The sequence below is a fragment of the Paenibacillus sp. SJS-P3 genome, from assembly GCF_056711585.1.
Map to the genome: position 1 here is coordinate 3,494,880 of NZ_CM160043.1, position 20,844 is coordinate 3,515,723.

The following is a 20,844-nucleotide window of genomic DNA, read 5'->3' on the forward strand; positions in this document are numbered from 1 at the left end:
CGTCGTTACATCGTATGCAGCGATTAGGCGTCTGTCTCCCTTTTCATGAAAAAAATACAAGCCCTGCCGGGAATCGTACCGAATATCCGTACGAATCGCAGCCGGCTCGTATTCCCGCGGCTTGGCCCTGAACGCAAAGAAGGGCTGTCCCACTAGTCGCGAGAATGACTAAGGGCAGACCCTTCACATATACGCGCATCCGGCAGCAGCCGAAAAGATGGATGCTCAGCACTTCGTTAACTACTCAATCAGCCGTGCTGCCGAAGCTCGGGTAGGTGCCGAGCACTCTCACCTGGCAGCCGATCGCTTCGATCTCCTGCAGCGCCGCCGGCAGGAGGACGGTGTCCAGAGCCATCTCGATGTCGATGACGAAATGGTACGTGCCGAGACGCTTTTTGGTCGGACGGGATTCGATCCTCCCGAGGTTGATCCTTCGCCAGGCGAAGGCGGAAAGCACCTGATGGAGCGCGCCCGGATAATCTTCCGGCAGCGTCACGAGAATGGATGTCTTGCGGACGGGGGACTGGCGCAGCTCGAACGGCTTCGGACCGGCCAGCAGGAAGCGGGTGTAGTTGTTTTCGTGATCCGTCACCCGTTCGCGCAGCACGTCAAGGCCGTAGTGGGCCGCCGCCAGCGTAAGCCCGATCGCAGCCCAGCCCTGGCCTGGATTTTCGGATACGATCCGAACCGCCTCCGCGGTGCTGCTGACCGGCTCCCACTGGGCATGCTGGAGATGGCCACGCAGGAAGCTTTGGCACTGGGCCAGCGCAACGGGATGGCTGAACACCTTGACGATGCGGCCGTACTCCGGCTCTCCTCCGGCTCCGAGCAGCTCGTCCTTGCGGCCGATGAGCTGCTGGCGGGACGGATAGATCCATTCCGCCTGGATCGGCAGGTCCACTTCGTGCAGCAGCCAGTCCATATGCAGGTTGACGGAGCCCTCGATCGTATTCTCGATCGGGATGACGCTGTAATCGGTCTTTCCTTCCGCCGTGGCCAGGAAAACATCGGATATCATCGGGTAATAGACTCTCTCGGCGTTCTCTCCGCACAGGCTGCGGGCAGCCTCGTCGGAGGTGGAGACGACCGGAAGCAATGCGACTTTGATCATGAATGAACTTCTCCTTTGATACGCTCTGCGAAAGGCAGGGCGGGATCGCCGCCCTCAAGGACGGCAGCGCCGGCGGAATCGGGCTGCAGCAGCATCAATTCCGCCTCGACTCCTGCAGCGGACAAGGTCGAGAGAAGGAACGCCTCCAGCTCTCTCCTTCGCGGGCTTCCGTTCTCGATCAGGGCGAGCAGCGTCGGGCCGGCGCCGCTCAGCGCAGCTCCGAGCGCCCCGTGATCCGCCGCGCCTTCAAGAACTTCAGCCATGCCGGGAATGAGCGCCGCCCGGTAAGGCTGATGCAGCTTGTCCTTCATCGCATGGCGGATCATGTCGAGCCGGCCGCCGGCAAGAGCGGCCACGAGCAGGGAGCTGCGGCCGATGTTATGCACGGCGTCGCTCATCGTCAGCTGCTCCGGCAACGCATGCCGGGCTTTCTCGGTCGAGAGCTGGAAGCGCGGAACCGCCACGAGAGCGGCAAGTCCGGCCGGCGGCTCGATGCGCAGACAGTCTGCCCGCGTGCCGTCCCAGGCCGCCGCGATAATGCCGCCGAACAGCGATGCGCCGACATTGTCCGGATGCCCTTCCAGACGGGTGGCGATCTGGAGCAAGGCGTCGCGGTCGAGGCCGCCGCCGGCCAGCTCGTTCGCCGCTGCCAGAGCGCCGACAATGGCGCTTGCGCTGCTGCCGAGACCGCGAGTCAGCGGAATATCGCTGTACATATCGATTTCCAGCTCCGGCAGATCGGTTCCCGTTTCCTGGAAGACAAGCTGGGCTGTCTTGTAGATCAAGTTGCTTTTGTCCAGCGGGATGCCTTCAAGCCCTTCTCCATGAAGCCGGATGACCGCAGCCTTCTCCGCCGGCTTCATCTCGATCCACGTATAGAGCGACAGCGCCATGCCGAGGCAGTCGAAGCCCGGTCCCAGGTTCGCCGTGCTGGCCGGGACTCGCACCAGCACGCTTCGCATGCCCATCAGCCTTCCACCCGGTAGACGCTTTGCACGTTCTGGATGACGTCCAGCGTCTGGAAGGCGTCCAGAACTTTATTCATCGCGGCTTTGCTGGCGTTATGGGTGATGACGATGATCTCCGCTTCCTTCAGCTCCGCGTTCGGCTGCTGGATGACGGATTCGAGGCTGACTTCGTATTCGGCGAACACTTGCGTAATCCGGGCGAGAACGCCGGCTTTGTCCGCGACATGGAGCCGGAGGAAGTTTTTGGACGTAATCTGCTCGTCGGTCTTGAGGCGCTTCTCGTTGTAGGAAATGACGCCCTGCTGACCGTTGACGCCGATCTTCAGGTTTTTCACCACGGACACGAGATCCGCCACGATCGAGGTCGCCGTCGGCAGCTCTCCGGCGCCCGCGCCGTAGAACATCGTTTCCCCGACAGCCTCGCCATGGACGTACACAGCGTTGAATACCCCGTTGACCGAGGCGATCGGATGAGTCGCCTTCACCATCGTGGGCTGCACGCTGACGCTGATCGACTCGTCCTGGCGCTCGGCGATGCCGAGCAGCTTGACCTCGTAGCCGAGCCGCTTCGCGTAGGCGATGTCTTCCTTGGAGACGGAGGAGATGCCCTTGACCGACACGTCTTCCAGATTGACTTCCGAGCGGAAGCCGAGCCGGGAGAGGATCGTCATTTTGCGGGCGGCATCCAGCCCTTCCACATCGGAGGTCGGGTCGGATTCGGCATAGCCGAGATCCTGGGCCTCCTTCAGCACGTCGGCGTAGGACGCTCCCTCCTGGCTCATTTTCGTCAGGATGTAGTTGGTCGTGCCGTTGACGATGCCCATGATTTTGGTGATGCGGTCCGAGGAGAAGCCTTCGTTCAGCGTGCGGATGATCGGAATGCCGCCAGCCACGCTGGCTTCGTACAGAACGTCGCAGCGCTGCTGGCTGGCTCTGGCAAGAATCTCGCGGCCATGCAGCGCCATCAGATCCTTGTTGGCCGTGACGATATGCTTGCCGCGCGAGAGCGCTTCGAGAATATATTCCTTCGTGTTCTCGATGCCGCCCATAACCTCTACGATGACATCGATCTCCGGATTGCGGATGATCTCCCATGGATCGGTCGTCAGCTTCGCCGCGTCGATGCCGATCGCCCTCGTCTTCTCGACATTCTGCACGAGCACCTTCTCAATCTCGATCGGAGATCCGACCTGGCTGCGCAGATCCGCCTGATGGCCCTCCACGATCCGCACGACTCCCGTGCCCACCGTTCCTAGTCCGAGCAATCCTACCTTAACCGGCTTCATCGCCATTCCCCCGTTTCCTGTTCCTTAGTCGCAGTGCTTATGTCCGATCCGGCATCGATAGAGCCGGACGCAGCGCTTTCCTATCCTTGGCCGATGACCGAAGCCCGCTTAACGCCTGGCACCAAGCGAAGTTCGTCCACGAATGCGAACACTTCGTCCTTCATCGGGGCCGTATCTACCGAGAGCACCACATTGGCCGATCCTTGCAGCGGGATGCTCTGATGGATCGTCAGAACGTTGCCGCCGCGGGCCGCGAACATGCTGAGCACTTGGGAAAGAATGCCGGCCCGGTGCTCCAAATCAATGGACACCGTAATGATCGATCCCCGCTCCAGTTCTCCCAGCGTCAACACGCCTTCCCGATACTTATAGAACGCGCTGCGCGACAGATCCGCCTTCTCCACCGCCTCATGGATGGTGGCCGCCTCGCCGCGCGCCAGCATCTCCTTGACCGCGATCGTCTTGATGATGGCTTCGGGCAGCAAATCCTCGCGGACGACATAATATCGCTCCGTCAACATTTCGTCCTCCCAGCGTAGACATATGTGCTTCCATAGAGGACATTATACGGAAAACCGATTCTTTCGGCAACCGTTGATTTCATGTCCTGTGTTCGTTTTAACGAATTTATGTTCATTATAACGAATAAACATCAATCAGAAAAGCTGCCGGACCGACGATCATCCGGCAGCTTTGTTGCTCTCCTTATCTATTCTCATGTTTCTTAGCGGAACAAAGATGTGCGGTCATTTATTTCACGGCGCAGAACACCGCAAAATCCCTATATTTATATACGCAGTCGACGCTGGAGAAGCCTGCTTCCGCCAGCCAGAGAAGCTGCTCGGACACTTTCGCGTTGATGTCGACTTCCCGTCGAAGCACGGAGGCGTCCGCCTCCTCTGCGGCCAAGCGGCCGTCATAGATATCCTTCAGCCACTGCTCCCGGTTCAGCTGGTCGAATAATGCCGACTCTGCCGCGGCTTGATCGGCATTGACGAATCGGCCTCCTTCTTCAAGCCGCGCCTTCACGCTGCCGAACAACAACCGCTTATCCTCATGCCGCAAATGATGGATGGCCAGCGAGGAAACGATCAGGTCGTAAGGCCCTTCGGGCAGCTCGCCCGTCATGTCCGCTTGCACGAAATCGACTCGGCCGTCGCCGGCGAATCGTTCTCTCGCCTTGTCCAGCATGCTTGCCGTGAAATCCGTAAGCGTGATATGCGCTTTCGGGTAACGCTGTCTCATGAAGGAGGACATCAGACCCGTTCCCGCGCCTAAATCCAGTATTCTCGGCTCCGCTGCGTCGCTGTCGGCGGCCCAGGCCGCCATCCCGTAAAAATCGTCGAAGCAAGGAATCAGCATTCTCCGCTGTGCGTCGTATCGAGACGATACCGCATCGAATTGCTGCTGGACCCGATCTCCCATCGCTGCCACCCCGTTTCTTTTCTTAGTCCCATCATAAGGGAATCAATTATTGTTTAGAAATATAAAATAACCATGATTTCATAGGAACTATCTATAAATGAGCAAAGAAAAAGGCCCGGATTTCTCCCGGCCCGATTTCCTGCTTGCCTCTTATTCCGGGGAGTACTCGCTTCCCTCGAAAAATTCGAACACGAATTCGCCGAGATGCACCGTATCTCCATCCTTGGCTCCGATTTTCCGCAGCGCGGAATCGACGCCCATCTTGCGCAGCATGCGGCCGAAGCGGTTCACGGCGTCAAACGAGTTGAGGTGAATCCGCTTGAGCTGACGCTCGAACGATTCGCTCTCCACGACGTAGTAGTCGTTCTCGCGGTAAACGCGGAACGGCTCTTCCTTCTTCTCGGTATGACGGTAAATTTTCCGCTCCTCGACTTCCTTGACCTCCTCGAGTTCAGGCGCTTCCGGAATTTCATCCAGCGTTGCGGCTGCCTTGTACAGCAGCTCCTGAATGCCTTCCTTCGTCAGCGAGGAGATGGGAACGATGTCGTAGGTGTGGCCTTCCTCTTCGCGTTCTGCCAGCTTCTGGCGGAACAGCTCCAGATTCGCGGCGGAATCGGGCATGTCCATCTTGTTGGCTGCGATGATCTGCGGACGCTCGGCGAGCTTGGCGTTGTAGAGCACGAGTTCTTCGTTGATCTTCAGCCAGTCCTCGAACGGATCGCGTCCCTCGGTGCCCGACATGTCGACGACATGGATGATGACTCGGGTACGCTCGACATGGCGCAGGAATTCATGGCCGAGGCCAATGCCTTCATGCGCGCCTTCAATCAAGCCCGGCAAGTCGGCCATGACGAAGCTGCGGCCCTCTTCGACATCGACAACGCCGAGATTGGGCGTAATCGTCGTGAAGTGATAGGCGCCGATCTTCGGCCTGGCGGCGGATACGATCGACAGCAGCGTCGATTTGCCCACGCTCGGGAAACCGACGAGCCCGACATCGGCCATGACCTTGAGCTCCAGCACGAGCCAGCGCTCCTGGCCCTCCTCGCCCTTCTCCGCGATTTCGGGAGCGGGATTGCTGATCGTCGCGAAGCGCGGGTTGCCCCGTCCGCCCCGTCCGCCTTTGCCGACGATGACCTGTTGTCCGTGGCGAGTCATATCCCCGATAATTTCGCCGGTGTCGTCATCGATGATGATCGTTCCCGGGGGGATGCGTACGATCGTATCCTCGGCTCCCGCGCCATGCATGCTCTTCGGCCGGCCCCGCTCGCCGCGTTCGCCCTTGAAGTGCTTCTGATAGCGGAAGTCCATCAGCGTGCGCAAGCCCTCGTCCACACGGAAGATGACATTGCCTCCACGGCCGCCGTCTCCGCCGGCAGGACCGCCCTCGGGCACGTATTTCTCCCTCCGGAACGATACGATGCCGTCTCCGCCGTCTCCGCCTTTGACAAATATTTTTGCTTTATCGACAAACATGATTAGCCTCCAATTATGCGCAGAGCGGAGCCTTAAGCAGCACATGGCGGAACTGCTTCAGGCTGACGGCCTGCAGCGGGGTTCCGCGCAGACGCTGCTCCAATTTATCTACCAGCTCATCGCCGTCTCGCAGCTCCCCGGCGAACTCCAGCTCCACCATCAGCTCATCGGCTGCGCGGGACAGCTTCAGCACCAGGACGGCAGGATCGCCGATTCCCGGCTTGACGCCGAAGCGATAAGCGTTGATGACTTCGATCAGGGCATCCGCGGTCCGGTCTCGGTCAAGCTGGAAATCCTCCAGCGTGAGGTTGTCCTCGACTTCCACTTCAAGCACCAGGTTGTGGCTGTGCGTGCGGAAAGATTGCAAATAGGCGACCAGAGACGGAATGCCAAGGTGAGCGATCTTGCTCTCCACCGCCATCTTGTCCCGAATCCGTTCCACGCTGGCAGCAGCCCTCTCCAGCTTGCCGATGCGGATATAGCCATATAGCACCTGCAAATCGTTCATCCAGTCATGCCGGTGATGATTCAGCGTACGGATGGAGGCTTGCTGCTGAAGAGCGGAGGCGCGTCTGGCGCGGTCCTCAAGCTCCTTGCGCTCCTGGACAATCCATAAGGCAGCTGCGGCAACGGCCCACAGAATGAACAAAATATGCGTCCATAGAAAGGAAGGCCGAATGATCACGCCTGCTGCAGGCAGCAGGACAGACCCCGCTGCATACAGCTTAGCCGATCCGATGCGATTCATACGTTTTATCCCACTTTCTGCCTTAAGGATGCCCTGGCCAGCCAACTCCGTATGCAGCCGGCAATTTGTTGACAAAAAAACCCGGCCTGTTCAAATCAGGCCGGGTCGCGTCTCTCGTGAACTTAAGCTTCTACTGCTGCAGCTACCGGAGCCAGATCAACGGGGTAAACGCTGGCTTTCTTGCGGTCGCGTCCCCAACGCTCGAACTTGACGACGCCGTCGATCAGAGCGTACAGCGTGTCATCCTTGCCGATGCCCACGTTGTTGCCCGGGTGGATCTTCGTTCCGCGTTGACGGAACAGGATGCTGCCCGCGCTTACGACTTGGCCGTCAGCACGCTTGGCGCCAAGGCGCTTCGATTGGCTGTCGCGTCCGTTCTTCGTGGAGCCTACGCCCTTTTTGGAAGCGAACAACTGAAGATTCAGTTTCAACATGTCGGTGTCCTCCCTTCTCGTTAAACTAGCTCTTCGTTCAAGGTGACGAACTTGCTGTAGGAATCGGCGATTCCGCTCAGCATCACCACCATGGATTCCAGAAGCAGCTGAACCCGGCCATCGACCGTTTCGTCCTGCAGAGCTGGAATTTCCGATTGGAGCCATCCATTCTTCATGACGGCCGGCAGGGCGACGCCTGCCAAGGCCTCAATAGAATTCACGGTGCCCACCGTAACGGCGGATACACCTGCGCATACGATATCTTTGCCCGCTTTGGCATACTTCGCGTGCCCCTTGACGGAGAAGGCGGTAATATGCCGGTCACCGGATCGCCGGATGAACGTAACCACAATCATGAGAGCACCGGCTTACGCTTGGATGCTTTCGATCGTGACTTTCGTGTACGGCTGACGGTGGCCTTGCTTGCGGCGGTAGTTCTTCTTGGCTTTGTACTTGTACACGATGATCTTCTTGCCTCTGCCGATTTTCTCGACCTTGCCGGAAACCGTAGCTCCGGAAACGATCGGGGAACCCGTCACGAGACCTCCGTCCTTGGATACGGCCAGGACGCGATCAAACGTTACCGTATCGCCTTCGCCGGCGTTCAGCTTCTCGATGTAGAGAACGTCGCCTTGCTGAACTTTGTATTGCTTGCCGCCTGTTTCGATAATTGCGAACATGGATGGTGCACCTCCTTATAGTCGAAGACTCGCCTGGATAAGGTGGGGAAATCGACGAGCGAAATCCCGGCTTGAAAACCCGTCCGGTGCGGTACCATATATGTCCTCGGGGGACATACACCAAAGTAGTGTACCATATCCTAGGCACTCATACAATAGCTATGTCGAAGCTCGTCCATCCTGACCCGCCTTCGCGCGCGGGGAGAGCCCGACATACCGTTGCCCGCTCCCGCCGCAGCTGCCGCAGATCTCGTGGAATCTGGGCCCGATGCTCTTGCGCGTCTTCTTGCGGGTAATCTCGAGCAGGCCGAGCCGGGTCCAGCCGTGAACCTGGCACTTGCTCCTGTCGTCCCGCGAGGCGTCCTCGAGCTGATGGCGCACCTTCTCCCGATGGATGACGTCTTCCATATCGATGAAATCCACGATGATGATGCCGCCCACGTCGCGCAGCCGGAGCAGGCGGGCGATCTCGCGGGCCGCCTCCATGTTCGTGCGGAACACCGTATCCTCCAGACCGCTTGTTCCGGTGAACTTGCCCGTGTTGACATCGATGACCGTAAGCGCCTCGGTCTGCTCCCAGACGAGGTAGCCGCCGCTGGGCAGCCAGATCCGCGTCTGGAAGGCCGCGCTCAGCTGCTCGGCGACTCCATGCTGCTCGAAGAGGGTCTTGCCGCCTTGCTTGTCCGCCAGATGAAGCCGCGCCTCGCTGCCCGGCGCCAGCTCCTTGACCAGCTTGAGCGCCTCCTCGTATCGGGACCGATCGTCGCAATACACCTCGGTGCCCGGCGTGAAGGCGTCGCGGAACGTCCGCCTCATCAAAGCCGCCTCGCGAAGGACCGGCTGGGGCGACTTGAGCCCTTTGGCCTTCTTCACCACCGCTTCCCAGCTTTCCCTGAGCTGCATCAGGTCCTGGCGCAGCGAGTGCAGGCTCTCGCCGGCCGCCACGGTCCGCATGATGATGCCCTCGCTGCCTCTGCGCAGCTCTTCGCCGACGCCTCGGAGCCTGCTGCGCTCGCTCTCGGCTCCGATCTTCTTGGATACGCCGACATAATCCGCGCCCGGCATATAGACAAGCCATCTTCCCGGCAAGGAAAACTGAGTCGTTACCCGCGCTCCTTTGCCGCCGATCGGCTCCTTGATGACCTGCACGAGCAGCTCCTGGCCGACACGGACCAAATCCGCGATGGCCGGCTTGTCCTTGCCGTGATCGGCTGCAGGATGGAGCAGCTCGTCGATATACAGAAACGCGTTCTTGGCCAGGCCGATATCGACGAATGCCGCCTGCATGCCAGGCAGCACGTTGACGACGCGCCCTTTGTACATATTGCCGACCAAACCGCCTTCCGAAGCATCCTCCATGAAAAACTCCATGACGCGCCCGCCCTGAAGCACCGCCGTCTGCAGCAGCGCACCGTTCGCCTGAATCAGCATTGTTCTCATGATATGACGGTGACACCTGCCCCCCGCGGTCTTTGCAAGACCGTTCGATTTGCCTCTTATTCTACCTCAAAAGGTCGGAAACTGCACGATCTCCCGTCAAATATCCTTCGACGATCCTCTGCTCCGGCAGCACCTTCACGATCCGGCCCCGCTCTTCCATCACGTAGACGAGATGATAATGGTCCCGCAGGAACAGTCTCGCAGTCGTCCAGACCGGATGCCGCTGCGTCACGACGATCGGCCTCGCCCGGACGCCTTCCCGAATACGCCTTCTCGCCCCGCGTTCCCTGTTCACCAGGAAACGCAAGAATAGGAAGGGGATATGCTTCCGGTAGGTCCAATTGGTCGCCAGCAGAAACAGCCCTATCGCCAGCAGATTGGCCTGGATGCCGCTGCTGCGGTGAAGCTGCGGCAGCAGCGCGTAACCGATCATGACGAGGCTGAACGCCATTCCGGTCCATGCGCTCAGCCTCAGCGTCGAATAAAAGGTAAAGCGAAGCCCGCAGGCTATCCAGAGCAGCCTGCCGCCGTCCAACGGATAGATCGGCAGCAGATTGAAAGCCAGCAAGAGCAGGTTCGCGCGCACCAGATAGTCCGCCCATCCCGCGTCCATCCATCCAAGCGAGCCCAGCCCCCAGGCCGCGGCCGCCATCCATACATTCTGGAGAGGTCCGGCCAGGGCGATGACCGCCTCCTCGTGCGCCGGCGCTCCCGGCTTCTCCTGTAGCTCGGCTACGCCCCCGAACGGCAGCAGCTTGATTTCCCTGATCGTCCATCCGTATCCATAGGCTGCCGCCGCATGTCCCAGTTCATGGACGAAGACGAGCGTGAAGAGGGTAAGGAGCTCGGCAAGATAACCTGTCATCACCGACAACAGCATCAGCACCGCGAACAAGGGATGAAGGCTCCACCTCACTCCCCGGATGTTAATCAAGCGGAACCACTTCCGCCGGGTCGACGTAGCGGTCGTTGTCCTTCACCGCAAAATAGAGCAGGGGCAAGCTTCCGTCCGCTGCAGCGGATCCCATCTTGCCGATCACCTGCCCGGCCGTCACCCAATCGTTCACCTGCACGCCGGCCTCGCCCAGCTGGCCGTAATAGGTCGTGCGGCCGTCGGCATGCTGGATGACGATCGTCGGTCCCTTGGCGTCATCGGCCGAGACGACCTGAACCCGTCCCTGCTCGGCCGCCCTTACCGCTCCTCCGGCCTGCCCCGCCATCTCCACGCCGCCCAGCGACTCGGCGAACGTCTTCACGACGGCGCCGCCTTCAAGCGGCGATACCGTTTCGGGCTTGACCGTCCCTCCTACGCTTGCCGTCTGCTCCCCGTCCCGAATGCCGAAGCCGGGAATAAAGGAAGGCGCCCCTGCGAATACCTGGTTGTACCAGCCCGCTAACCGCGTGAAGTCCATCTGCTCGGTCAGCGCCTCGGTCACCAGCGCCTGCCCTTGCCTCGCGGCTCCGCCGCTGAGCTGGAACAGTCCCCATACAGCCCCGAACAAGACAGCGGAGAGCAGCAGCTTCACCTGCAGCTCCCGGCGGAAGCCGCTGGTCCCGCCGCTTCCGCTCCGGCTCCCGCCGGAACCGGAGCGGCGTCCGGATGAGGGCGTCCTCCCTTCCTGCTTGCGGAAAGGAGCCGACAGGCTGCCGCTCGCCTCCTCCAGCCGCTGCCAGGGGTTGGCGCTGCGCTTCCATTCCAGCTCGGGATCCTTCTCGGACGGGAGCGGCCAGGCTTCCTGCCACAGCTCGTCCGGCTCGGCGTCAAGCCCTTCCGGCGGCGGAGCGTACACCCTGGTGCCGTAAGGTCCTGCGCCTGAACCTGCGCCTCCGTTATTGGGAACGGATGGGCCGGAACCGAATGCCCCTTGCTTTCGAGGCGAGCCGGACGAGGCGCGTTCAACCTCCGTATCCTTTTCGTACCGCGAGGCAGCCGGACGCTTCCCCGCGCCGGGTCCGCTCTCCGTCAATTCCCGGATTCTTTCCTGACGGCGCTCGCGGTTGCCCGTCCCGATCGCCTCCGCTTCCTCATGCCTGCGGCCGCCGTTCAAGCGGCGCCGGGTCGAATAATCGGCATCGAACCGTCCCTTGTTTCCCGCATCCATCCTTGTCCCGCTCCCTTCGGAATCTCCGCCGCCGGATAAGATGACGGAGGCTTGTTCCTTATCCTTATGAGCAGGCTTATCCAAGTATGCGGACGGAGCGGGCCAGGCTGGGCAATGGCATTTGCTTTTCGTTTGCTGTTAGGATCCGTTGCCGTATCCTCATCTTCTGTAGACGATCTTGGATAAGGCCGGTCACGATAACCCGAAGACCGCCCTGAAGATCCACACGCACGTCACCGAGAAAAGAAAAAGGATGCCGGGCAGAAGCTTGGCAGCTCCTGCTCCGACATCCTCAAGGGATCATCCACACAGAATGGGTGAGTTTTGCAGTTGTTCTGTTATCTTCCGTGCTACTCCAGCTGATACTTCTCCTGATGCGCCCGAACGCTGAAGACAATGCCGATGCTGAGCATATTCAGCATCAGCGACGTGCCGCCGTAGCTGACGAACGGCAGCGTGATGCCGGTGATCGGCATGATGCCGATCATCATGCCGACGTTCTGGAACACCTGGAACACATACATGCACACGATCCCGATGATGATGAACGAGCCCTTCAGGTCCAGGCACTGGAAGGCGATGATGATCATCCGGTAAATGAGCAGGAAGTACAGGAGCAGCAGCACTGCCGAGCCCTGGAAGCCGAACTCCTCGCCGATGACGACGAAGATGGAATCCGAGTACGTATAGGGGACCGCGCCGCGATTTTTGGAATCGCCCTGAAGGAAGCCGTCTCCCGTCAATCCGCCGCTGCCGACGGCGATCTTGGCGTTGCGCGCCTGGTAAGCCTGGTCCTTGTCCGCGTTGGTCGGATCGACGAAGGTGTTGATCCGCTCATACCAGTGCTTGACGCCGTGTTTCTCTGCATAGTCCTTGATTTCGGCATTGAAGGAGGTGAACAGCGTCACGAATAGAAGAGCGCCGCCGATGACGGATACAAGTCCAATCAGGACATGGGAGTACTTTACGTTGCCGATCCACAGCATGCCGAGCAGGATGACCAGATAAATAACGGCATTGCCGAGATCGGGCTGGACGACGACAAGCATGAAGGGCAGCCCGACCAAAACCGCGATCGGCATAAGATCCTGCGTGAACAGCAGCTTTTCTCCCTGCCTTCGTCCCAGCATGTAGGCCACGACGATGATCATGATGATCTTGAACGCCTCGGCCGGCTGGAAGCTGAAGCCGCCCGGCAGCTTGAACCACCCGGTCGCGCCGTTCACCTTGGCGCCGAGGAAGAAAACGGCGACGAGCAGCGCGATGCCGATGGCGTATAAGTAATACCAGAACTTGAGAATAATGCGGTAGTCCACCAAGGTGACGAAAGTCACCAGAATGTACCCCGCGACATAAAACTGCAGCATCTTCTTATAGTAGCCGGCATATCTCGGATCCCCGTCGCCGACGCTGTAGAGCAGCATCGCGCTGACCACCATGAAGCACACAAGCAGCGTCAGAATGCCGACATCCATTTTTTTGAGTCTATTGAGCACTTACGTTCATCCCATTCCCAGAAACTTCACGAGCCTGCGCAGCCTACCCGGCCTCTCTTCCAGCTGCATCAGCGGAACCATGTCCCCAAGTATGCGCCTGGCGATGTTGCGATAAGCGATCGCAGCCCGCGAGCTCGGATCCATGACAGTCGGTTCGCCTGAATTGGCCGCCTTGATGACTCGCTCATCGTCCGGAACGATGCCGAGCAGGTCGACTGCCAGCACCTGGCAAATCTCGTCGATGTCCAGCATTTCCCCGTTCTTGACCATCGCGGGCCGGATGCGGTTGACGACCAGCTTGGCCGGAACCTTGGAGCCCTCCAGCAGGCCGATCACCCGGTCGGCGTCCCGCACGGCGGCATTCTCGGGGGTCGTGACGACAATCGCCCGGTCGGCGCCGGCTACCGCGTTGCGGAAGCCCTGCTCGATGCCGGCCGGACAGTCGATGATGACATAATCGTACTCCCGCTTCAGCTCCAGGACGATGTCCTTGACCTGCTCCGGCGTGACGTCGGACTTGTCCTTCGTCTGGGCGGCGGGCAGCATGTACAGCTCCTCGAACCGCTTGTCCTTGACGAGCGCCTGCTGCAGGCGGCAGCGCCCCTCCGCAACGTCCACGAGATCGTAGATGATCCGGTTCTCAAGCCCCATGACGACGTCCAGATTGCGCAGGCCGATATCGGTATCGACCATGGCTACTTTTTTGCCCAGCAGAGCAAGTGCGGTGCCCAGATTGGCCGATGTCGTCGTCTTGCCGACCCCGCCTTTGCCCGATGTGATGACGATTGCTTCTCCCATGCCTTTACACCCCTTTGAACAGCATCGTCTCCTTGCGCATCCGCGCGAGCTGGTTCATCTTGTCGATCTGCATTCGCCCGTCCTCCAGGTAGGCATACTCCATGGAGGCGTCTCCCGATATCCATTCCTCGGGAGGGCGGCTGATGACATCCGCGATGCGCAGCTGCGTCGGCCGCAGCAGCGATGCGGCGATAATGACGTCTTCACGGCCTTCGCAGCCCGCATGGGCCATTCCGCGAAGAGCGCCGAGCACATATATATCCCCGGTGCAGCGGACCGTGCCGCCGGGGTTCACGTCGCCGAGCAGCAGCAGGCCTCCATCATGCTCTACTGTCTGTCCGGAACGGATCATTCCCGTCATAAGCTTGAATGCCTGCATTCCGGCCGCATCGCCTTCTTCGGCGGCGGCTTCGGATTCGATCGACTGGACAAGCAGATTGCCCTTCTGGCGGATCAAGGAACGGATCCTCTCCTTGTCTTCCTCCTCCAGGCTGCGCGCGCCGAGCCTCACATGCACGTGCACCAGCGGCCCGGACAGCAGCTGTTGGTGGGATTTCTCCAGCTTGAACTGGAGCTCTTCCATCAATTCCGAAAGTTCGCACTGTTCGTCAAAGAGGAAGATGAGACCGTCCTTGACTCCCTTAATCGTGATACGCTGTTTGTCGGTCACATCCGTCCCTCCTTGACGTACTCAATTCGGCTTGCGGAAGGCGGTTTCCTGCTTCCTTCATGCATGGCTTCATGTATGGCTTCATTCAGGCTCTTTCTTGCTGTACCGGTTCCTGGCCAAGTTCTGGAACCATCGCCGCAGCGGGATGTACGCCGCCAGGGCGAATGCCAGCTGCAGGAACAGGCTAGGGAGAATATGGTCGGCCAGCGCCCAGGACAAGGACTCCTGCGTGAACTGGAACACTTTGTAGACGAAATAAAGGACTAGTTCATATAAGAGCGTGCCGAACGCGACGACGGCAAGCGCCATCATCATCGTGCTGCGGCGCCTCTCTAGCAGCAGCCCGAACAGGTAGCCGATGAGAGCCATCGCATAGGCATGCAGGCCGAGCAGATGCCCGCGGAAGACGACATCCTGCAGCAGCCCGAAGCCCGCTCCGAGCAGCAGAGCGGAGTGCCGGCTGTGGTACATAGCCGCGAAAAGCACGACGGCAAGCGTGAAATGAGGAATGATGCGTCCGGCGAACTCGCCCGGAATGATCCACGGCATGATCGTCGACTGCACGACGAATGCAAGGAAGGTCAAGCCTACGATGCCTTGCATCCTCATTGGATCGCCTCTGGCTTCTGAACGACAAGCACCTCGCTCAGATGATCGAAATCAGCAGCCAGCTTGATGCTGGCCGTCTTGGTCAGACCGAAGTCGCTGTCCTGAATGGACTCTACGGTCCCGATGACCATCCCCTCCGGATACACATTGTTCAGTCCGGAGGTCAGGATCGTATCGCCCTTCGTCATCGGGTCGTCCGCCGCGATCTTCGTCATTTGAAGCATCTGCGTCTCCTTGTTGTAGCTGCTGACGATGCCGAACGACTGCTTCTGCTTGCCGAGCGCCGTCGCCGATATTCCCGGCGCCTGGTCGTTCAGCTCAAGCAGCGGCATGATCGTGGAGGTGACCTCGGACACTTTGCTGATGATGCCGACCATGCCCTCGTCGGTTATGACGGCCATCTTTTCCTTGACCCCGTTCTTGGAGCCGAGGTTGATCGTCAGCGTCTGGTTGTAAGGATCCGGACTGACCGCGATGACCTGGGCGAACAGGAATTTGTAATCGTTGATCTTCTTCTGGGCTTCGGTGAAGTGCAGCAGTTCCTGCAAGCTCTGGTTCGTCTGCTCCATCGCATTGAATTTCACCTTGTCCCTCGTATAAGCGGCCACCGTCATGCGCAGCTGCTCATTCTCTTCATGCATGGCGCGCAAGTTCCCGATATCCTGGAAGAAGCCCGCCATATAGCCAGCGGGCTTGTAGAACCATTGCTGCACGAATCCGGTCGTATCCCGAAGGAACTTCTCCGGCGCGGTCAGCCCCGAGCGGTTGCTGATCGACACGCCGATGACCGCGATGAAAAGAATGAAGCTGATCATGAGAACGAAGAGCCGCCTGTTCCGCAATTGCTTAAACAAACCGTTCACCCGCCCGTCTCATTCATCCGCTCCTCCTGCGACTTAGCGCTTGGACCTGGAGCCGCCTCTGTTTTTGAATAAATGCAAGTTGTCGAGCGAGCGGCCCGTACCGATCGCTACGCAGTCAAGGGGATTCTCGGCTACGATGACCGGCATGCCGGTCTCGCGGGAGAGCAGCTTGTCCAGGTTGCGCAGCAGCGCTCCGCCGCCGGTAAGCACGATGCCTCGGTCCATGATGTCCGCGGACAGCTCAGGCGGGCATTTCTCAAGCGTGATCTTTACGGCGTCGATAATAGCCGCGACCGTATCGGCGAGAGCTTCCGTAATCTCGTCGGAAGTGATGGACAGCGTCTTGGGCAGCCCCGTCACGAGGTCGCGTCCGCGGATTTCCATCGTCTCCGACTGCTCCAGCGCCATCGCCGTGCCGATCTCCATCTTCAGCTGCTCGGCCGTGCGCTCGCCGATCATCAGGTTGTACAGGCGCTTGATGTACTGGATGACGGCTTCATCCATCTCGTCTCCGGCGATGCGGACCGAACGGCTCGTCACGATGCCTCCGAGCGAGATGACCGCGACTTCCGTCGTGCCGCCGCCGATGTCGACGACCATGCTGCCGGTCGGCTCCCATACGGGCAGATCGGCTCCGATCGCTGCCGCGAACGGCTCCTCGATCGTGAACGCCTCGCGCGCTCCTGCTTGCTTGGCCGCGTCTTCGACGGCGCGCTTCTCGACGGACGTGATGCCCGAAGGCACGCATATCATGACGTTGGGGTGGCGCGGGAACAGGGCGCGCTGCTTCTGCGCCTGGCGAATGAAATATTTGATCATGGTGGCTGTCGTCTCGAAATCCGCGATGACGCCATCCTTCATCGGACGGACAGCGCGGATGTTGCCGGGCGTGCGGCCGATCATTTTCTTGGCATGCTCGCCGACAGCTTCAATCGTTTTTGTATCCGTACGCAGGGCCACCACAGACGGCTCCCTGACAGCGATTCCTTTTCCTTTGACATACACGAGCGTATTGGCGGTACCCAGGTCAATCCCTAAATCCTTAGAGCCTCCGAACATGGTCAAACTCCCTTCTGAAATGCGGCAATCCTATTCATTATATTACAAGAGGCCTTGTTCCTTCAAACTAATGAAGACTCCATCGCCGATGACAATATGATCCAGCACATCGATTCCGACCAGTTCTCCGGCCTCTGCAAGCCTCCGCGTGAGCGCCGCATCCTCCGGACTCGGAGACGGATCCCCGCTGGGATGGTTGTGGGCGCATACGATCGAGGCCGCGCCGTGCCGGATCGCCGCGCGGAATACTTCCCGAGGATGGACAAGGGACGCATTCAGCGTTCCTACCGATATGGTCTCGCGCGCGACGATATGATTCTTGGTATTGAGAAACAGGCAGACGAAATGCTCTACCTTATGATAGCGCAAGTCTTCCATGAGATAATCCGCCGCGTCCTGAGGCCTCCGCACGACGGCGGCCTCCCCCCGGCGGCTCTGGGACAGGCGCCGGCCGAGCTCGATGCCGGCCCGGATCTGCAGCGCCTTGGCCGGTCCGATGCCTTTGATCCGCGTCAGCTCCGTCGTGCCCATGTCCACCAGTCCGCGCAGGCTGCCGCTCTGGGTCAGAATCCGCGAGGCGAGATGCACCGCCGTCTCCGACGCCGTCCCCGTCCGCAGAAGGATCGCCAGCAGCTCCGCATGGCTGAGCGCTTCCGCTCCGTACTTGATCATGCGCTCTCTCGGACGTTCTTCGCTTGGAAGCTCGCGCAGGCTTAACCCTTTTGATGAGACTGGCATTGGACCCGACCGCCTTCAAGCCCCCGTCCTGGCGCAGCGCGCAGGTACGGGAGCAGCAGAATTAAATGACGTGTATGCCGTATTCGGCCAGCATGTCCGCAAGCAGCGGCAGCGGCAAGCCGACGACATTGGTATAACAGCCTTCGATCTTCTCCACCAGCACGCCGCCCAGGCCTTGAATGCCGTAGGAGCCGGCTTTGTCGAGCGGTTCTCCCGTAGCCGCGTAGCGGCGGGCGCTCTCGATGCCGAACGGCTTCATCGTGACCAGCGTACGCTGCCAGCGGCTGACGGCAATCTCTCCCGGACAGGAAAGCAAGGTGACGCCGGTATAGACTTCATGTCTGCGGCCGCTCAGCGCCATCAGGGCAGACACGGCATCCTCGCGGTCCGCGGGCTTGCCGAGCACCGCCCCGTCCAGCACGACGATCGTATCGGCGCCGAGCACGAGATCGTTCGCTGCGGACGATCCTGCGGATTCCTCGCCGCGAAGCGCGTCGGCAGCGGCCTCGGCCTTGCGCCGGCTAAGCTCAAGGACGATCTCTCCGGGAGAGAGCGTCCCGGTGACGGATTCATCCGCCCCGGTAGGAAGCAGGCGGACAGGAAGCTCAAGCCCGAGGACAGCGACCAGCTCCCTGCGCCGCGGGGAAGCCGAGGCGAGTACGAGCCGGTCGGGTATAACGACATCGTTCATGTTCGATAATGCTCCTCTTCGATAACGGTCCGCCATGTCCTCCGGTCAGAGGCGGCGGTACAGCCACAGCGCAAGCACGAGCACGAGCAGGCTGATGAGGCTGAATTGGATGGTGGCGTCCAGACTGTAGCTGAGGACGCCCAGATCGGCAGCGGGAGACCAGCGGATATCCGTGGAGCGCGTCAGTGCCGACACCCCCGGAACATCCTTCAGCCAGCGGTTCGCGAGCGCTCCTGCGACAAGTCCAAGCACGATAAAGAAGAGAAGCGTCCAGCCATTTTTCTTCATGGTTCAACGCCTCTCGCCAATGATTGACACCTGGCCTCATTATACGCGATCGCCTCCGTTCTTTACAATGTAAAGAACCTGTCTCCCCTCACGGCTGCAAGGTTTCGATCATCGCACGCTGTCCGAAGAAGATATCCATCGATCGGCTCTGCACCGTCCACAAACGGGCCTTCGAGGGAGCCGCTATATAGGCATCCAGCTCTTTGGCAGCCTGATTGACTGCCGACTCCAGGCTATCGGCCGCGGCCGCCGCCTCCTTGCCCTGTACCCCGGGACGGAAGGAGGCATAGGCTTGCCGCCACGAGGCCAGCTGCTTGTCCCATTCCGCCATCGCTTCCTTGTCCGGAGCGCCAGGCTTCGCCAGGCTTGCAGATGCCAGCGTCATGTCGGCCAGCTGCGCGATCAGCCCCGATGTCGCAGGTCCAAACGCCTTCGCATCCTTTTCGGAACCGGCGAAACGAAACTTGCCGGCTGCAGGAAGCAAGACTTCCTTGATGTAAACTTCCGTGCCGGAGATGGAAGCAGCGAGAGACTCCGCGCCGCTGCGCTTCGATGAGATGCCTGCATATACGCGATAGCCGCCGTCCGCTTTTGCCGAGGCAGAGCCGAGTCCGTCGGCCTTCAGCTCGGATGCCGCCGCGGCGGCGCTGTCCTTGGCCGAGAAGACGCCGTACTGCAGCAGGCTGAAAGCCGTCTGCGGCCAATCCGCCTGAATGTATGCCGCCGTGCCGGCAGCAGCCGAAGCGCCGTCGGCGGACGGCTCCGTCTTGACGGCGGGAGAGCCGGCGCCGCTTGCCGGAGGCGATGCCGCAGGAGCGGACGCCGGCTCCGAAGCCGTGTTTCCGGCGGCTTCGCCGTCTGTGGCCGGGAGAACGCTGCCGCCTGCGAAGAGTGCCAAGGCGATGTAGCCGAAGAGTGCTCCGGTCGCTATCGCGCCGGCAACCGACAGCAGGACCGCCGGCCAGGACGGCCCTCTGCGGCTGCCGCCCGCGCTTCCGCTTTCTATACGACGAGCGGGGGCTGATTTAAGCTTCCTTGAAGCGCGAATTTCATCCAAGTCGATGACGGGACCTTCGAAAAGCTCCGTACCTGCCGCAGGCACAGGCTCCGCATCCGGCCATTGCGGCCATTCGGAGAGAATGCCCGGATCGGGGAGCTGCGGCTTGCTGCGCTCTCCGGGCCTTTTGACAGCTCGGCCTTCGAGGAGCTCGTCCCCGGAGAGAAACGGGACTTCGGGTAAGGCATCCGTTCGGACGGATGGGGCTTCGAGGAGCCCGTCCGCTCCGAAGGCCTTGCCGGCACGGCGTTTTTCCGCTGCCGTTGCGGCGGCAGCCGGCCGTTCTCTTCCGGCCGGACGCCCCTTTTCCTTGCGGATGAGGCTTTCCAACGTATCGATGTCATCCTGAAAAGGGCTTTCCCATGCTTTGAACTCGCCTGTGAACTCCATAGATGAGAGCGACTCCGCAGGCACCGGGCTCCAGTCCGGCGGCAGCGTTGCCTGCTTGCGCATGCCCGACTGTTGCGCCCCCCCATGCCGGAACGGATTTCCCTTCGCTTTCCTTTGCTCTTTCGCTTGCAGTTGTTCTTTTGCTTGCAGGCGGGCTTGCCCAAGCACTTGCTCCTGCGGAGGAACATGGGCTTGCCCAAGCGCTTGATCTTTTTCTTGCCTATGCCCTTGAGTCAGCGCTTGCGCCTTTTCCTGCGCCTTCGCTCCGGCGGCATCGTGCCCGCTCCTTGCAGCCAATGGCGATTTGCGTTGATCCTGCACCAGCTTCCCTTGGCCGTCCTGACGATAGGTCATCCGCGATTTCGTCATGTTCCATTCCTCCTGCCATGCCGGTTCTTAACTCTAATCTATGTCCGAACGATAGAGTTATTCCTCGTTTTGGAAGAAAGGATAAGGAGATTGATAGGCAGGATCGAATAGAGGAGCAGGAGCTGCAACAGGAGGAAAAGGGTAAA

General features: G+C 60.2%; 23 protein-coding genes. All 23 read right to left on the bottom strand.

All coding sequences use genetic code 11. The features are described 5' to 3' along the window. Positions 1-244 precede the first annotated feature (244 nt). The 23 genes from pheA to AC06G8_RS16265 all read right to left on the bottom strand — a co-directional run bounded on the left by pheA (position 245) and on the right by AC06G8_RS16265 (position 20,698). Positions 245-1,111 (bottom strand): prephenate dehydratase, encoded by an 867-nt coding sequence (gene pheA / locus AC06G8_RS16155; RefSeq protein ID WP_447664453.1) that lies wholly within the window; start codon positions 1,109-1,111, stop codon positions 245-247. Beyond that, on the bottom strand, positions 1,108-2,079 hold the full coding sequence (gene thrB / locus AC06G8_RS16160) for a homoserine kinase (protein WP_480283313.1): 972 nt from the start codon (positions 2,077-2,079) through the stop codon (positions 1,108-1,110). The genes pheA and thrB overlap by 4 nt, the downstream gene beginning before the upstream one ends. After that, positions 2,079-3,365 (bottom strand): homoserine dehydrogenase, encoded by a 1,287-nt coding sequence (locus AC06G8_RS16165; RefSeq protein ID WP_480283314.1) that lies wholly within the window; start codon positions 3,363-3,365, stop codon positions 2,079-2,081. The genes thrB and AC06G8_RS16165 overlap by 1 nt, the downstream gene beginning before the upstream one ends. 80 nt (positions 3,366-3,445) lie before the next feature. Next, positions 3,446-3,886, bottom strand: a complete 441-nt coding sequence (locus AC06G8_RS16170) for an ACT domain-containing protein (protein ID WP_076354318.1) — start codon at positions 3,884-3,886, stop codon at positions 3,446-3,448. A 229-nt stretch (positions 3,887-4,115) separates the two neighbouring features. Then, a complete protein-coding gene (locus AC06G8_RS16175) occupies positions 4,116-4,790 on the bottom strand; it encodes a class I SAM-dependent methyltransferase (RefSeq protein WP_480285458.1) in 675 nt (224 codons plus the stop codon). Positions 4,791-4,940: 150 nt separating this feature from the next. Beyond that, complete coding sequence (gene obgE / locus AC06G8_RS16180) at positions 4,941-6,266, bottom strand: GTPase ObgE (RefSeq protein WP_480283315.1); 1,326 nt, start codon at positions 6,264-6,266, stop codon at positions 4,941-4,943. A gap of 13 nt (positions 6,267-6,279) precedes the next feature. Then, entirely contained in the window at positions 6,280-7,014 is a 735-nt protein-coding gene (locus AC06G8_RS16185) for a Spo0B domain-containing protein (protein WP_447664459.1), read from the bottom strand. Between the two features lie 122 nt (positions 7,015-7,136). Beyond that, positions 7,137-7,448, bottom strand: a complete 312-nt coding sequence (gene rpmA / locus AC06G8_RS16190) for a 50S ribosomal protein L27 (RefSeq protein ID WP_048744637.1) — start codon at positions 7,446-7,448, stop codon at positions 7,137-7,139. Between the two features lie 20 nt (positions 7,449-7,468). Continuing rightward, complete coding sequence (locus AC06G8_RS16195; RefSeq protein WP_447664460.1) at positions 7,469-7,804, bottom strand: ribosomal-processing cysteine protease Prp; 336 nt, start codon at positions 7,802-7,804, stop codon at positions 7,469-7,471. 12 nt (positions 7,805-7,816) lie between these two features. After that, on the bottom strand, positions 7,817-8,128 hold the full coding sequence (gene rplU / locus AC06G8_RS16200) for a 50S ribosomal protein L21 (RefSeq protein ID WP_021881561.1): 312 nt from the start codon (positions 8,126-8,128) through the stop codon (positions 7,817-7,819). Positions 8,129-8,287: 159 nt separating this feature from the next. Further along, complete coding sequence (locus AC06G8_RS16205; protein ID WP_447664461.1) at positions 8,288-9,568, bottom strand: Rne/Rng family ribonuclease; 1,281 nt, start codon at positions 9,566-9,568, stop codon at positions 8,288-8,290. Between the two features lie 61 nt (positions 9,569-9,629). Continuing rightward, positions 9,630-10,502 carry a site-2 protease family protein gene (locus tag AC06G8_RS16210; RefSeq protein ID WP_447664462.1) on the bottom strand — a complete coding sequence of 291 codons (873 nt, stop codon included), beginning with the start codon at positions 10,500-10,502 and terminating at the stop codon, positions 9,630-9,632. Further along, positions 10,495-11,670: a peptidoglycan DD-metalloendopeptidase family protein gene (locus AC06G8_RS16215; RefSeq protein WP_447664463.1), complete on the bottom strand. Its 1,176-nt coding sequence runs from the start codon at positions 11,668-11,670 to the stop codon at positions 10,495-10,497. The genes AC06G8_RS16210 and AC06G8_RS16215 overlap by 8 nt, the downstream gene beginning before the upstream one ends. A gap of 350 nt (positions 11,671-12,020) precedes the next feature. Further along, positions 12,021-13,166, bottom strand: coding sequence for an FtsW/RodA/SpoVE family cell cycle protein (locus AC06G8_RS16220; RefSeq protein WP_447664464.1), 1,146 nt, complete (start codon positions 13,164-13,166; stop codon positions 12,021-12,023). 6 nt (positions 13,167-13,172) lie between these two features. Next, a complete protein-coding gene (gene minD / locus AC06G8_RS16225) occupies positions 13,173-13,964 on the bottom strand; it encodes a septum site-determining protein MinD (protein WP_076354307.1) in 792 nt (263 codons plus the stop codon). A 4-nt stretch (positions 13,965-13,968) separates the two neighbouring features. Beyond that, complete coding sequence (locus tag AC06G8_RS16230; protein ID WP_447664465.1) at positions 13,969-14,634, bottom strand: septum site-determining protein MinC; 666 nt, start codon at positions 14,632-14,634, stop codon at positions 13,969-13,971. A gap of 81 nt (positions 14,635-14,715) precedes the next feature. Next, positions 14,716-15,243, bottom strand: a complete 528-nt coding sequence (mreD, locus tag AC06G8_RS16235) for a rod shape-determining protein MreD (protein WP_447664466.1) — start codon at positions 15,241-15,243, stop codon at positions 14,716-14,718. Continuing rightward, the gene (gene mreC / locus AC06G8_RS16240) at positions 15,240-16,058 is read right to left on the bottom strand and encodes a rod shape-determining protein MreC (protein WP_447664467.1); all 819 of its coding nucleotides are present in this window, start codon (positions 16,056-16,058) and stop codon (positions 15,240-15,242) included. Before mreC ends, mreD begins: the two co-directional genes overlap by 4 nt. Positions 16,059-16,139: 81 nt before the next feature. Further along, positions 16,140-17,165 (bottom strand): rod shape-determining protein, encoded by a 1,026-nt coding sequence (locus AC06G8_RS16245; RefSeq protein ID WP_447664468.1) that lies wholly within the window; start codon positions 17,163-17,165, stop codon positions 16,140-16,142. A 42-nt stretch (positions 17,166-17,207) separates the two neighbouring features. Next, a complete protein-coding gene (gene radC, locus AC06G8_RS16250; RefSeq protein WP_447664469.1) occupies positions 17,208-17,903 on the bottom strand; it encodes a RadC family protein in 696 nt (231 codons plus the stop codon). Between the two features lie 61 nt (positions 17,904-17,964). After that, a complete protein-coding gene (locus AC06G8_RS16255; protein ID WP_447664470.1) occupies positions 17,965-18,594 on the bottom strand; it encodes a Maf family protein in 630 nt (209 codons plus the stop codon). Positions 18,595-18,639: 45 nt separating this feature from the next. Then, on the bottom strand, positions 18,640-18,882 hold the full coding sequence (locus AC06G8_RS16260; RefSeq protein ID WP_447664471.1) for a DUF4321 domain-containing protein: 243 nt from the start codon (positions 18,880-18,882) through the stop codon (positions 18,640-18,642). An 88-nt stretch (positions 18,883-18,970) separates the two neighbouring features. After that, the gene (locus AC06G8_RS16265; RefSeq protein WP_480283316.1) at positions 18,971-20,698 is read right to left on the bottom strand and encodes an SPOR domain-containing protein; all 1,728 of its coding nucleotides are present in this window, start codon (positions 20,696-20,698) and stop codon (positions 18,971-18,973) included. Positions 20,699-20,844 lie beyond the last annotated feature (146 nt).

What these genes read in the sequence shown, in the direction of transcription:
- pheA (WP_447664453.1), bottom strand. Translation starts at nt 1,111, where the DNA reads ATGATCAAAGTCGCATTGCTTCCGGTCGTCTCCACCTCCGACGAGGCT.
- thrB (WP_480283313.1), bottom strand. Translation starts at nt 2,079, where the DNA reads ATGGGCATGCGAAGCGTGCTGGTGCGAGTCCCGGCCAGCACGGCGAAC.
- AC06G8_RS16165 (WP_480283314.1), bottom strand. Translation starts at nt 3,365, where the DNA reads ATGAAGCCGGTTAAGGTAGGATTGCTCGGACTAGGAACGGTGGGCACG.
- AC06G8_RS16170 (WP_076354318.1), bottom strand. Translation starts at nt 3,886, where the DNA reads ATGTTGACGGAGCGATATTATGTCGTCCGCGAGGATTTGCTGCCCGAA.
- AC06G8_RS16175 (WP_480285458.1), bottom strand. Translation starts at nt 4,790, where the DNA reads ATGGGAGATCGGGTCCAGCAGCAATTCGATGCGGTATCGTCTCGATAC.
- obgE (WP_480283315.1), bottom strand. Translation starts at nt 6,266, where the DNA reads ATGTTTGTCGATAAAGCAAAAATATTTGTCAAAGGCGGAGACGGCGGA.
- AC06G8_RS16185 (WP_447664459.1), bottom strand. Translation starts at nt 7,014, where the DNA reads ATGAATCGCATCGGATCGGCTAAGCTGTATGCAGCGGGGTCTGTCCTG.
- rpmA (WP_048744637.1), bottom strand. Translation starts at nt 7,448, where the DNA reads ATGTTGAAACTGAATCTTCAGTTGTTCGCTTCCAAAAAGGGCGTAGGC.
- AC06G8_RS16195 (WP_447664460.1), bottom strand. Translation starts at nt 7,804, where the DNA reads ATGATTGTGGTTACGTTCATCCGGCGATCCGGTGACCGGCATATTACC.
- rplU (WP_021881561.1), bottom strand. Translation starts at nt 8,128, where the DNA reads ATGTTCGCAATTATCGAAACAGGCGGCAAGCAATACAAAGTTCAGCAA.
- AC06G8_RS16205 (WP_447664461.1), bottom strand. Translation starts at nt 9,568, where the DNA reads ATGAGAACAATGCTGATTCAGGCGAACGGTGCGCTGCTGCAGACGGCG.
- AC06G8_RS16215 (WP_447664463.1), bottom strand. Translation starts at nt 11,670, where the DNA reads ATGGATGCGGGAAACAAGGGACGGTTCGATGCCGATTATTCGACCCGG.
- minD (WP_076354307.1), bottom strand. Translation starts at nt 13,964, where the DNA reads ATGGGAGAAGCAATCGTCATCACATCGGGCAAAGGCGGGGTCGGCAAG.
- mreD (WP_447664466.1), bottom strand. Translation starts at nt 15,243, where the DNA reads ATGAGGATGCAAGGCATCGTAGGCTTGACCTTCCTTGCATTCGTCGTG.
- mreC (WP_447664467.1), bottom strand. Translation starts at nt 16,058, where the DNA reads ATGATCAGCTTCATTCTTTTCATCGCGGTCATCGGCGTGTCGATCAGC.
- AC06G8_RS16245 (WP_447664468.1), bottom strand. Translation starts at nt 17,165, where the DNA reads ATGTTCGGAGGCTCTAAGGATTTAGGGATTGACCTGGGTACCGCCAAT.
- radC (WP_447664469.1), bottom strand. Translation starts at nt 17,903, where the DNA reads ATGCCAGTCTCATCAAAAGGGTTAAGCCTGCGCGAGCTTCCAAGCGAA.
- AC06G8_RS16255 (WP_447664470.1), bottom strand. Translation starts at nt 18,594, where the DNA reads ATGAACGATGTCGTTATACCCGACCGGCTCGTACTCGCCTCGGCTTCC.
- AC06G8_RS16260 (WP_447664471.1), bottom strand. Translation starts at nt 18,882, where the DNA reads ATGAAGAAAAATGGCTGGACGCTTCTCTTCTTTATCGTGCTTGGACTT.
- AC06G8_RS16265 (WP_480283316.1), bottom strand. Translation starts at nt 20,698, where the DNA reads ATGACGAAATCGCGGATGACCTATCGTCAGGACGGCCAAGGGAAGCTG.